This window comes from Caulobacter sp. DWR1-3-2b1 (genome assembly GCF_049895765.1).
Taxonomy (GTDB): Bacteria; Pseudomonadota; Alphaproteobacteria; order Caulobacterales; family Caulobacteraceae; genus Caulobacter.
Genome location: NZ_JAFCSZ010000011.1, coordinates 116,351 through 127,877, shown reverse-complemented (window position 1 = coordinate 127,877; position 11,527 = coordinate 116,351). Strand labels below are relative to the sequence as shown.

General features: G+C 65.6%; 9 protein-coding genes and 2 pseudogenes. 6 read left to right on the top strand and 5 right to left on the bottom strand.

The genetic code is table 11. The annotated features are described in order from the left end of the window. Window positions 1–118: pseudogene (locus ACP69S_RS12355) on the top strand (IS481 family transposase); the annotation flags it as partial. Window positions 119–534: 416 nt separating this feature from the next. Here the strand turns inward: ACP69S_RS12355 and ACP69S_RS12350 are convergent. The 5 genes and pseudogenes from ACP69S_RS12350 to ACP69S_RS12330 form a co-directional block, all read right to left on the bottom strand. Next, a complete protein-coding gene (locus ACP69S_RS12350) occupies window positions 535–1,197 on the bottom strand; it encodes a cysteine hydrolase family protein (protein WP_425997601.1) in 663 nt (220 codons plus the stop codon). Then, the gene (locus tag ACP69S_RS12345) at window positions 1,194–2,258 is read right to left on the bottom strand and encodes an LLM class flavin-dependent oxidoreductase (RefSeq protein WP_425997599.1); all 1,065 of its coding nucleotides are present in this window, start codon (window positions 2,256–2,258) and stop codon (window positions 1,194–1,196) included. The genes ACP69S_RS12350 and ACP69S_RS12345 overlap by 4 nt, the downstream gene beginning before the upstream one ends. 11 nt (window positions 2,259–2,269) lie before the next feature. Continuing rightward, window positions 2,270–3,568 (bottom strand): CynX/NimT family MFS transporter, encoded by a 1,299-nt coding sequence (locus tag ACP69S_RS12340; protein ID WP_425997598.1) that lies wholly within the window; start codon window positions 3,566–3,568, stop codon window positions 2,270–2,272. 181 nt (window positions 3,569–3,749) lie between these two features. Then, window positions 3,750–6,149 (bottom strand): annotated as a pseudogene (locus ACP69S_RS12335) (TonB-dependent siderophore receptor). A 259-nt stretch (window positions 6,150–6,408) separates the two neighbouring features. Beyond that, window positions 6,409–7,176 (bottom strand): competence/damage-inducible protein A, encoded by a 768-nt coding sequence (locus tag ACP69S_RS12330; RefSeq protein ID WP_425997596.1) that lies wholly within the window; start codon window positions 7,174–7,176, stop codon window positions 6,409–6,411. Window positions 7,177–7,230: 54 nt separating this feature from the next. On the opposite strand from ACP69S_RS12330, the gene sfsA reads away from it, so the two are divergent. From sfsA to ACP69S_RS12305, 5 genes are all read left to right on the top strand, one after another. Continuing rightward, the gene (gene sfsA, locus ACP69S_RS12325; RefSeq protein ID WP_425997594.1) at window positions 7,231–7,935 is read left to right on the top strand and encodes a DNA/RNA nuclease SfsA; all 705 of its coding nucleotides are present in this window, start codon (window positions 7,231–7,233) and stop codon (window positions 7,933–7,935) included. A 75-nt stretch (window positions 7,936–8,010) separates the two neighbouring features. Continuing rightward, the gene (locus ACP69S_RS12320; RefSeq protein WP_425997592.1) at window positions 8,011–8,394 is read left to right on the top strand and encodes a hypothetical protein; all 384 of its coding nucleotides are present in this window, start codon (window positions 8,011–8,013) and stop codon (window positions 8,392–8,394) included. Window positions 8,395–8,516: 122 nt separating this feature from the next. Then, the gene (gene map, locus ACP69S_RS12315; protein WP_425997590.1) at window positions 8,517–9,347 is read left to right on the top strand and encodes a type I methionyl aminopeptidase; all 831 of its coding nucleotides are present in this window, start codon (window positions 8,517–8,519) and stop codon (window positions 9,345–9,347) included. 61 nt (window positions 9,348–9,408) lie between these two features. Further along, on the top strand, window positions 9,409–10,122 hold the full coding sequence (gene radC / locus ACP69S_RS12310; RefSeq protein ID WP_425997588.1) for a RadC family protein: 714 nt from the start codon (window positions 9,409–9,411) through the stop codon (window positions 10,120–10,122). Window positions 10,123–10,193: 71 nt separating this feature from the next. Next, entirely contained in the window at window positions 10,194–11,447 is a 1,254-nt protein-coding gene (locus ACP69S_RS12305) for a dipeptidase (RefSeq protein ID WP_425997611.1), read from the top strand. Window positions 11,448–11,527 lie beyond the last annotated feature (80 nt).

Here is an 11,527-nt window from a genome sequence, read left to right as displayed (position 1 = left end):
TGGTCGGCGCCTTAAGACGCTCAAGGGCCTGACCCCCTACGACTTCATCTGCAAAATGTGGACAAAAGAGCCTGCAAGATTCAAGATCAATCCGATCCATCAAAGCCCGGGACCAAACATAGCCGTACAGCTTGCCGTCCTCCAGCCAGCACGTCTCCCACTCGGGATTGGCCAGGGTCTCGGGGCTGTACTTGTAGGCGTCCAGATCCGAGTTCCAGGTCGGCGCCTCGGTATCAAGATGGGCGGTGAACAGCAGGTTCTTACCGACACCCTTGCCGCCATGCGTAACGATGATGTTGGGCCGCTCCGGCGTCGCCCCGACCTTGCGCGGCGAGAAGCCCTCTCGCGCCATCCAGTCATAGACGTAGTTGGCGGCCTCCAGCTCCTTGCCGGAAGGCGCCGGAATATTGCCGAGCGTCAGGGCCAGTTCAACGATCTCGTCCTGGCTGATGGCGGCGGCGATGGCGGCCCGGTCGGCCTCGGTGACGGCATAGGGCGCGGCGGCCCCGAGATGTGAAAATCCGTCGGCCGTGCTCAACCAGCCCTCTTCCAGGCAGCCGCGACCGCCGACCCATCGGTCAGGATCGCGGTGTTCAGTTCCATGACCTTTAGGGAAGCCGCGTGGATATCGGCCTCATAGGCGGCGCAGGCGTCGGTCACGACGAACACGTGGTAATCGAGGTTGAAGGCGTCGCGCACGGTGCTGTCGACACAGCACTCGGTGGTCAGGCCGGCCACCACCAAGGTGTCGACGCCCAGACCCTTCAGCCGCGCGTCCAGATCAGTGCCAAGGAAGCCGCTGTAGCGGGCCTTTTCGATCACCAGTTCGCCCTCGACCGGCCGGGGACCATAGAAGCTAGCGCCCGGGGTTCCCGCGCGGCACAGGGCAGCGTCGGTTTCAGGATTTCCGCCCCGACGGCGCAGGCGCTCGTTCCAGGCTGGCGAGTCGTTTTCCGGCGTCGTGAACAGCCCGACGAAGATCACTGGCGCGCCGGCCGAGCGAGCGTCGCTCACCAGCCGCTTTGCGGCGGCCAGGGCCGGCTCGACCACGCTCATGTCGACGCCATAGCCGCCCAGCACCCCTTCGGGAGACGCAAAATCGACCTGCATGTCTATGACCAGCACGGCGGTGCGCTCCGGCGCGATCCATGCGGCCAGGCCGTCGACGCCGGAGGTCGTCAGGCTCGCGGCGTTCACGAATACACCGCGCGAAGCCCGGGCAGGATGTCGGAACCGAACATGGTCAGCCCCTCGACATAGTCCGGGAAGATCAGCATCAGGCCGTCCAGTTCGGCTTCGTCAACGAACGCCTGCACCTTCTCGGCGCAGGTGGCGGGCGAGCCGATGGCGGTCTGGGTCATAAAGGCCCCGGTCGCCAGCGCCTTGGCGCGCAGGTCGCCGCCCCCCATGCCCCAGCTCTGCAGCATCGCGATGATGGCGTCGATGTCCGCGCCCTCGTCATAGCGTCTGGCGGTGGCCTCGGCGGCAGCGTCGGTCTCGCCGTGGACGATCGTGCACATGGCGTAGGTGCGGATGGTCGTGCCCAGACGCTCGGCGGCGGCCTTGGCCCGCAGGCTGGCGTCGCGACGCTCCTCGGGTGTGCGGCCGCCGACAAACACCGCGTCGGCCTCCCGTACCGAGAACTGGAAGCCGCGCTCCGACATGCCCGCGCAGATGATGCTGGGGCGCGGCGTGCTGATCGGCTTGGGCAGGGACTGGCAGTCCTTCATCGTGAAGAATTCGCCGGCGTGATCGACGCTGTCCTCGGCCCACAGGCGCTTGACGATGGAGGTCCACTCCTCGGTCAGGCGATAGCGGCCGTCGTGATCGAGGCTGTCGTCCCAGGCCCCCATCTGCTCGAACTCGCCCTTGTAGGCGCCGGCCACGATGTTGAGGCCTGCCCGGCCGCCGCTGATGTGGTCGAGGGTGGCAATCAGCTTGGCGGCCACGGCCGGGTTCTGCAGCAGCGGATGGATCGTCGCCCAGATGCGGATGTTCTGGGTGGCCTCGGCCAGGGCGGCCATCATGGTCACCGACTCCAGCGTCACGCCCCAGTGGTTGGTCTCACCGCCAAAGCCCCGGAACTTGCCCATGGCCATCAGGAAGTCGAGACCGATCTGGTCGGCCAGGACAGCCGCCGCACGGTTTTGGGGGTAGAGGCCATCAAGTGTCGGGGTGTTCCTGGAGATGATCCAACCGCCGTTGGCCATCGGCATGAAGACGCCGAAATCCTTGTGTTTGGATGGGCTGTGGAACATGGCGTTCTCCCTCACGCGGCGTCTTGTAACATGGCGGGCGCAGGCCCGGCGGCGGTCGCCGCATCGGTCGAGGCCTTGCGGGGCGGTCGCATGAACAGGGCCGCCACGAAGATAACCGCGATCGCAGCGGCGAACAGCTGGAAGGTGCTTGTGAAGCTTCCCAGCCGATCGCGCATGAAGCCGCCGATCACCGGACCCAGGGCCGAGACGGCGCCGACCATGCAGACCAGCGAAAAGAGCTCTAGGTTGTTGCGATGGCCATAGTAGTTCAGCAGCAGGATGCTGATCGCCAGAACGGTCATGCCAAACCCGACGCCAACGCCCAGGGCGAAGACCATCATCATCGGCCAGCCGAAGGCCCCGCCAAGCGCCAGAAGCCCTACGGCCATGACGCCCTGCGACCCGGCCAGCAACCAGCGCGGATCAACCTTGTCGCCGATCAGAGCCCCGCCGAGACGGGCGGCCACCTGCATCAGGGACTCCAGACTCAGCACGCTGACCGCGACCGCGGAGACCACGCCCAGCTCGCTGAAATGGCTGGGCGCCAAGCTGACAGCGGTCACACCGCCCAGCAGGTGAGCGAAACAGGCGGCCATGATCACATAGAACTGAGGGGTGGCCAGGGCCTCCTTCACGGTCCAGTCGGTCGTGGTTCGATAGACCCTGGCGTTGGCGGGCGCGGCTTGAGCATCCTCGGCCACGGCCCTGTCGGTCTCGACGGCTGCCGCCTCGAGCCAGGCCTTGCCGCCCACCAGCGCAGCGCAGAGCGCGCCAACCAGGGCCGACGCAATGGCCCGGGCGACCCGGTAGGGACGCCAGGCGCCGCCCGCGGCTTCCATGCCCGCCAGAGCCATCCATGGCCCGGCCACGCCGCCAAGCGAGCCGATGGTAAAATAGACGCCAAATGGCAGGGCGCGCTTCTTGAACAGCATGCCTAGCACGTGGGCGCCGGGGATCAGGGCCATCATCTGATACCCCACACCCAGCAGGGCCGTGCCGACCAGATAGATCGGCAAACCCCGCGCGGTCGAAAGGCAGACGAAACCCGCCACCATCACGGCCGATCCGGCGATGATCGTGGTCCGCACCCCGACGCGCCGGATCAGGATGGCCGGCAGCCACGACGATCCGCCGCAGAAGGCGCCCAGCAGGGTGAAGCCCAGAAAGGCGGAGGCGAAGCTCCACTGCTGTTCCTCGATCATCGCCGGCAGGACGACACCCAGCGACGAGAAGGTGGAGGCCGTGATCAGGAACAACAGCAGGCTTAGAGCACCCAGCAATAGCCAGGGACGCCATTGGGTCTTCGACATCACCATATCGAGCCTCCAGACATAAGCTTGGCCCGGCGCTGCCGACTTCGGCGGCGGCGAGTGGGAACTAGAGCATTTTCCGATAAGTGTGAAACGGTTATCGGATCGAAAAATGCTCTAAACTTTTGATTTAGGGCCCTTTTCGCCCGACCCTGATGAAGCCATCAGGTCGGAAAGGGCTCTAGAACTTGCGCGAGAGCGTCACGCGCCACTCACGACCCTTGCTCGGCAGAGCGCCAAGGTTGGCATAGGTGTCGGCGTCGGGCGTGAAGTAGAGCTCGTCGAGCAGGTTATCGATGTTGAGCGTGACGGTGTACGGCCCGTTCTCGTAATAGGCCGAGCCGCCGACCACCGCGTAGGCCGGATAGGTCACCGCGTTCTGGACGGTGCCCGAAGTCTTGGTCACATACGTGACGCCCAGCGTGCCGCCGACCTTGCCCCAGTCATAGTCGTCGCTGGTGTAGGCGCCGTAGAGGCTGACCACCGACTTGGGCATCAAGGTGTAGGCATAGTCCCCGCTCCGGCCCGGCAGACCCGCGAAGCTCCAGACCACATACGAGCCGCCATAGGCGCTGGCCCCCGGCACACCCGCCGTATAGGCCGGGATGTACTGGAATGAGGTGTCCGGCCCCCTGATCGTCGTGCGCTGGGTGTTGCCTGCGAAGGTGAAACTCAGGTTCTCGCTGGCCAGCCAGCGGACTTCCAGCTCCACGCTCTTGGCGCGGGTGCCCTGGACGCTGATCGGCGGACCGTTGACCAGCTGGGTGCGGTTCTGACGGTAGGCCGCCAGAGAGCCGACCAGCGTGCCCTTCAGCCACTGGAACTTGAAACCGGCTTCCGCCAGGTCGGAGTCGGAAAGCCAGGAGTCGCTCGCCACCAGCCCCGGCGCGATGTCGCCGGCCTGGCTCATCTCCAGGGCCGAGGCCTTGGCGTAGGTGATGTAGGGCATAACGCCCAGCGGCCCCTTGTAGGTCAGGCTGGCCGAATAGGTGGCCTGGGTGTCGCTGGCCTTTTGCTCGCCCGCGATGGTGTAGCTGAGGAAGCCGGTGTCGTTCGAGGTGACCTCGTAGTCGTCGTAACGACCGCCCAGCACCAGGTTCAGGCGTTCGCCCACCTGGATGTCCGTGGTGAAGAAGACGCCCGCCTGGGTCCACTCGCTCCTGTTGTCGTTCTCCCACGCCACCCCGTCGCCGACGTTGAACGGGCCGCCGATGATGTCGTTGGCGGTGGCCCCGAAGGCGATGTCGCGGCGGTCCAGCGCGATCATGCCGCTGTTGTAGCTTTCGCGGCGACGCCCCTCGAAGCTGCGATAAGAGGCGCCAACGAACGACTTGGCCGTGACCATGCCCGCTTCGATCTCGAAATTCTAGGTCGCCCGCGCTTCCCACACCGAGCTGTCGAACCAGGCCGGATAGCCATACGAGACGAAGCGCTTGTTCTCCTGGTCGTCATAGAACAGCTGCAGCTTCACATCGCTGGTCGGGGTCAGCGACTTGCCCAGGTAGTAATAGAAGGTGTTGGTGCTGGTCTTCGAGAAGTCGGCGCCGCTGATATAGACCGTGCGCGGGTCCAGCTTGGTCGTCCCCACCCCGACGTCCAGCGTGTGCTTGGCGTCGGTCGAATAGAAGCCGCAATACGGAATATAGAGCGCGCTGGCGTAGGGGCAAAAGCCGATCTCGTTGGGCGTCCGGCGACCGTTCTTGTCGCTGTCAACCAGGGTGGTGTCGCGGCCGGTGATATAGGTCTGGTTGTCGATCAGGTCCTGGGTCAGGCGGTTCCAGCCAGGCGTCTGCACGTCACCGTCGGAGTGATAGAGCATCCCGCCGATCGCCGTGGTCCAGCCATTGCCCAGATCGAAGTCGGCCGAGATCTCGCCCGTCTCGCGCTTGGGATAGATCCCCTTGTAATAGCTGTGCGAATCCTCGACCTCGCCATAGGCGTAGACGCCGCCCGTCACCGAACCGAAGCTGACGGGCATGCCAAGCTGCGCCGTGAGGTTCTTCTTGTTGTACGACCCGTAGGTGGCCGTGATCTCGCCGGTGGGTTCGCTCAGATAGCCGCCTTCGTTCTTCCCGGACTTGGGGATGAAGTTCAGCATGCCGCCAACCTTGCCCGAGCCGTAGATCGGGGTCGGCGGACCGCGCACGATCTGGATCTGGGCGGCCGCGCCGATCGGCGTCGAATAGGTGCCGCGGTTCTCGATGCGCTTGAAGCCGCGGAAATAGTTCTCGGCCAGGCTGCCGCGAATGTTGAGCGCGCCGGGCACGCCGTAGAAGCTGGCGGTATAGGCGCCCGGCGACACGGCGGTCAGGCCGTCGATGGTGTCGATGCCATAGCGTTGCAGCGTCACGTCGCTGGCGAAGCTGGCCGACCGGGGCGTTTCCAGCAGCGGTTTGTCGATGCCGAAAACGGTGTCGCTGGGTTATTTCTCAAGCAGGCCGGCCTTGTCGCGCGCCTTGACGATGACCTCGTCCACCATGTCCGTGGTGTCGGGCGCGGGGTCCGCGGCCAGAGCGGCCGTGGACAGGGTCAGAAGCACTATCGCGGAAGCGCCCGACATCAAAAGTCGTTGTTTCGACATCAGGTCCTCGCTCAAGGCCGCCGCGCCCACCGCCTGCGGCGGTTATCCCCGGACGGGGCCTTATGAGGACAAGCATCTCTTGGCGCGGATCGGATGGGGGGTTCCGAACCTGACATTTTGAGAGAAATGTTTGCGCCGCCCGGTTCTTACTCAGTCCGACGCCCGGCGCGGGCGGCCAATGCCAAAAGATTTGATCCAGCGCGCACGGGCCATGGTCACAAGCGCCTCTGCCGGCATTGTCTCTGCCAGGTTGAAGGCTTTAGGCTTCCGGCGCGATCTTTTCGATATTGGCCGCGCCGGCCTCGGTCAACGCCACGACCAGCTCCTCGACCGCCGCATCGACCTCGGCCGGGTCGCGACCGCGCACCACAAGATTGGCGCCATAAAGGTCCGGTGGCGAGAAAAACGGATAGCTGCCCAGGGACATGTCCGGATGGGCCTTGGCCACCGCTTCCAGCGGCGCGGCGATCAGGCCCTCGCCCGAGCCGGTGACGCGGACGGTCTTGCTGATGACCACCGCCCCGGTGCGCAGGCGCGGCCCGACATCGCCCAGCATGCCGCGCATGATCGCCGGCACCCCGGCCAGCACGAAGACGTTCTCGATCTGGAAGCCAGGCGGGCCCTGCACCGGGTTCTTCACCAGCACCCCGCCCTCGGGCACGTGGGCCATCCGGCGGCGGGCGGCGTTGGGCTCGCCCCAACGCTCGCGCAGCAGGGCCATGATTTCGGGATGCTCTGGCGCCGTGACGCCGAACGCCTTGGCGATCGAGTCAGCGGTGATGTCGTCGTGGGTGGGGCCGATGCCGCCGGTGGTGATCACATAGTCGTACTTGGCGCGCAGGGCGTTGACCGCGCCGATGATCTCCTGCTCGACATCGGGCACCACCCGGGCCTCGGCCATGTCGACGCCATAGGTGGCGAGATACTTGGCGATAGCGTTGAGGTTCACGTCCTGGGTGCGGCCCGAGAGGATCTCGTCGCCGATGATCAGCACCGCCGCCGTCACCCGATCCTTGCTGGCCGTCATCGCCGTGCTCCCCTACATCGCTGTCTTTGTTCTCCGATCCGACTTAGGGCTGACATGCTGCTCCCGCAACCGCTCGTTCGCGGCCGTCTTGTGCAACGCTACAAGCGCTTCTTCGCCGACATGGTGCTGGATGACGGGCGCGAGATCACCGCCCACTGCCCCAACCCGGGCGCGATGCTGGGCGTGAACCTGCCTGGACAGGGCGCCTGGGTGTCGTGGTCGGACGATCCCAAGCGCAAGCTGCCGTGGACGCTGCAACTGGTGGAAGCGGGCGGCGGCCTGGTTGGCGTGAACACCATGCTGCCCAACAAACTGGTCGCAGAGGCCCTGGCCGCCGACGCCATCCCCGAGCTCTCCGGCTACGCGACGATCCGGCCGGAGGTGAAGTACGCCGAAGCCAGCCGGGTGGACTTCCTGCTGACCCATCCGGACCGGCCGCCGTGCTGGCTGGAGGTCAAGAACTGCCATTTCTCGCGCACGCCGGGCCTGGCGGAGTTTCCCGACTGCGTGGCGGCGAGGTCGACGCGGCATCTGGGGGACTTGGCGGCTCAGGTCGCTGCGGGGGATCGGGCGGTGGCGCTGTTCGTGGTGCAGCGGATGGATTGCGAAAGCTTCAGAGCTTGCGCGGATCTCGATCCGGCCTTTGCGCAGGGCTTGGCCCAGGCGCACGCTGCGGGCGTCGGAATCCTAGTCTACGCCTGCGACGTCACCACCGAAAGCGTCCGCATCACCCGACGCCTCTCGCTGGATCTTAACTGACATGACGGCGAATTAAGCTGCAATCGGCTCGTAGCTGGCTAACCCTCCGCTCGTACTCCTGGGGGACCGCCGCGCATGAGATTCTCGACCCTGACGGCGTTTTGCGCCACGTTGGCGTTGTCCGGCTGCGGCGCGTCTTCGGACGGCAAGGAGAGCGGCATGATGACGGCCGCGCGGGCCGTCTTCGCCTTCAAGGCCTGCACTGACAAGCTGGAGGCCAAGTTCGGCCTGAACGACATCTCCGGCGTCACCTCCGACGACATGGACCCTGTCTCCACCGGCAAGCCGGGCGAGTGGGACGTGACGTTCACCGCCGACGTCACCGAGAAGAAAAACGGCCGCGTAACGCGCTACAAGGGCGTCTGCCACGTGCGGCGCGACAAGCCTACGACGCTCGACGCGACCTTTCTTCAGGTGGTCAAGTCGGCAGGCGGCGATGTGCGTCGCAGCAGACCGTAGCGGCGGGCGTTGAACTTTCGTGTTATAATCGCGAAATAAGCCAGACGACATCCGCCTGCCCGCCGCTTCCTTGGCGCGGCGCCCGCTCCCCCGGGTCATTGGCGATCTGATCCGAGAATGCCATGACCCTCGACGACGCGACCGAGATCGAAGCCGAAACCCGCACGGGCGCAATCAAGATTCACAAGGCCGAAGAGTTCGAAGGCATGCGCAAGGCCGGCAAGCTGGCCGCTGAATGCTTGGACATGCTGATTCCGCACGTCGTTCCGGGCGTGTTGTCCGACGAACTGGACCGGCTGGCCCGCGAGTTCATCCTTGATCACGGCGCCCTGCCCGCCTGCCTGTTTTATCGCGGCTATCCCAAGACGGTCTGCATCTCGCGCAATCACGTGGTTTGTCACGGCATCCCGGGCGACTGGGCCCTGCGCGAAGGCGACGTCACCAATATCGACGTCACCGTCATCGTCGATGGCTGGCACGGCGACACCTCGCGGATGTACGGCGTTGGCGAGGTGGGTCCCCGCGCCCGCCGCCTGATCGACATCACCTATGAAGGAATGGCGCGCGGCCTGGCCGCCGTGAAGCCCGGCGCGACGCTGGGCGACATCGGCCACGCCATCCAGAGCTATATCGAGGCGCAGCGCTGCAGCGTGGTTCGAGACTTCTGCGGCCACGGCCTGGGCAAGGTGTTCCACGACGCGCCCAACATCCTGCACTTTGGTCGTCCCGGTCAGGGCGCGGTGCTGAAGCCGGGCATGTTCTTCACCATCGAGCCGATGGTGAACTTGGGCAAGCCTGCCGTGAAGGTGCTGGGCGACGGCTGGACCGCCGTGACCCGCGACAAGTCGCTGTCGGCCCAGTGCGAGCATTCAATCGGCGTGACGGAAGACGGCTACGAGGTCTTCACCGCCTCGCCGGCTGGCCTGTTCCAGCCCCCGATCATGGGCGCGTAAACCACCACTCGACAACCTGAAGGTGTTTAGGCCAGATACCCGCTCCTGACTCGGGGGCGAAATGGTCAGCGCACGATCCCTAGGCGTATCCGACATGACGCCGGCGGCCCATCATCTGGGCCACCGCGAACGCTTGCGCGAGCGGGCCAAGGCCGGCGGGCTGGTGGCCCTGCCCGACTACGAGCTTCTGGAGCTCTATCTCTTCCGCACCTTCGCGCGCGGCGACGTCAAACCCAAGGCCAAGGCGCTGCTGGCCAGGTTCGGCTCGTTCGGTGCGGTGATCAGCGCCTCGATCGAGGAACTCAGGACTGTGCCCGGCGTCGGCGAGACCGCCGCCATAGACATCAAGCTGCTGCACGAGGCCGCCCTGCGGGCCGGTCGCGACAAGATCGCCAAGCGCCCGGTGATCTCGTCCTGGAGCGCCCTGCTGGCCTATGTCCGCGTCGCCCTGGCCAACGAGCCGCGCGAGCAGTTCCGTGTGCTGTTTCTCGACAAGAAGAACCAGCTGATCGCCGACGAGATCATGAACCACGGCACCGTCGACCACGCTCCGGTCTATCCCCGCGAGGTGATGCGCCGGGCGCTGGAGCTTTCCAGCAGCAACATCATTCTGCTCCACAACCACCCGAGTGGAGATCCAACACCGTCGCGGCCTGACATCGACATGACAAAGCAGATCATCGAGGCGGGCCGGGCGCTGAAGATCAGCGTGCATGATCATCTGGTGGTGGGCCGCGAAGGCGTGGCCAGCTTCAAGGCGCTGGGCCTGATGTAAGGGTTTGGCGTCATCTTCGTCTTGACGCGCTCCTGACCATCCGTGACCGTCACGGTTCCAGTCCGCGTCCCATCTCCGGAGCCTCGATGTCCTATCGCCTGCTGACCGCCCTCCTCGGCTCCGCCGCTCTGCTCGCCACCGCCGCCCATGCAGCGACGCCGCCCAAGCCTGCCGTGTCGAAGGTCGACATGGCCTTGCACCGGAAGATGCTGACGCTCGACACCCATCTGGATACGCCCACCCACTTCACCCGCCCCGGCTGGGACATCGCCGACCACCACGAGGTCGAGCATGACTTCAGCCAGGTGGACCTGCCGCGCATGAACCAGGGCGGCCTGGATGGCGGGTTCTTCGTGATCTATACCGGCCAGGGCGACCTGACCGCAGACGGATACAGGTACGCCCGCGACTACGCTCTGCGCCGCGCCATCGAGATTCGCGAAATGCTGGCCGCCCATGCGGACAAGTTCGAACTGGCCCTGACCGCCGCCGACGCCGCGCGCATCGACAAGGCCGGCAAGAAGTTCGCCTTTGTCAGTATGGAAAACAGCTGGCCGCTGGGCGAGGACCTGACCCTGATGGAGACCTTCCACAACGAGGGCCTGCGGATGGCCGGGCCGGTCCACTTCCGCAACAACCAGCTGGCCGACAGCTCGACCGACCCCAAGGGCAAGATCTGGAACGGCTATTCGCCGCTGGGTCTGCGCTGGATCGCAGAGGCCAACCGTCTGGGCTTGGTGATTGATGTCAGCCACGCCAGCGATGACGTGGTCGACCAGTCCGTCGCGCTGTCCAAGACCCCGATCATCGCCTCACACTCGGGGCCCAAGGCGCTCTATGACCACGCGCGCAACATCGATGACGCGCGCCTCAAGAAGATCGCCGACGCCGGCGGGGCGATTTGCATCAACTCAATCTACCTGACCGACACCACGCCCAGCCCCGAGCGCAAGGCGGCGCTGGAGGCCCTGGGTCGCGGCCCCGACCTGAAGACGGCGACGCCGCAGGCGGTCAAGGCCTATGCCGACAAGCGCGCCGCGATCGACAAGACCCATCCTGCGGTGCGCGGAGACTTCGACCTGTTCATGAAGAGCATGTTGCACGTGCTGAAGGTGGCCGGTCCCAAGGGCGTCTGCGTCGGCGCCGACTGGGACGGCGGCGGCGGCATGGATGGCTTCGAGGACATCACCGACCTGCCCAAGATCACCGCGCGCCTGAAGGCCGAGGGCTATTCGGACGCTGACGTCGAGGCGATCTGGAGCGGCAATGTGCTGCGCATCCTGGCGGCTGCCGAGACCTATGCGAAGAGCGTGGCTGCGAAATAATAGCTCCTCCCCCACTGGGGGAGGTGGCCCGAAGGGGCGGAGGGGGCCAACTCGGCCCAAGTCGTAAAGGCCCCCTCAAT

Bases quoted from the DNA above. Each gene is read 5' to 3' on its own strand.
- ACP69S_RS12345 (WP_425997599.1), bottom strand. From the start codon at position 2,258: ATGTTCCACAGCCCATCCAAACACAAGGATTTCGGCGTCTTCATGCCG.
- ACP69S_RS12340 (WP_425997598.1), bottom strand. From the start codon at position 3,568: ATGTCGAAGACCCAATGGCGTCCCTGGCTATTGCTGGGTGCTCTAAGC.
- ACP69S_RS12330 (WP_425997596.1), bottom strand. From the start codon at position 7,176: ATGACGGCCAGCAAGGATCGGGTGACGGCGGCGGTGCTGATCATCGGC.
- sfsA (WP_425997594.1), top strand. From the start codon at position 7,231: ATGCTGCTCCCGCAACCGCTCGTTCGCGGCCGTCTTGTGCAACGCTAC.
- ACP69S_RS12320 (WP_425997592.1), top strand. From the start codon at position 8,011: ATGAGATTCTCGACCCTGACGGCGTTTTGCGCCACGTTGGCGTTGTCC.
- map (WP_425997590.1), top strand. From the start codon at position 8,517: ATGACCCTCGACGACGCGACCGAGATCGAAGCCGAAACCCGCACGGGC.
- radC (WP_425997588.1), top strand. From the start codon at position 9,409: ATGGTCAGCGCACGATCCCTAGGCGTATCCGACATGACGCCGGCGGCC.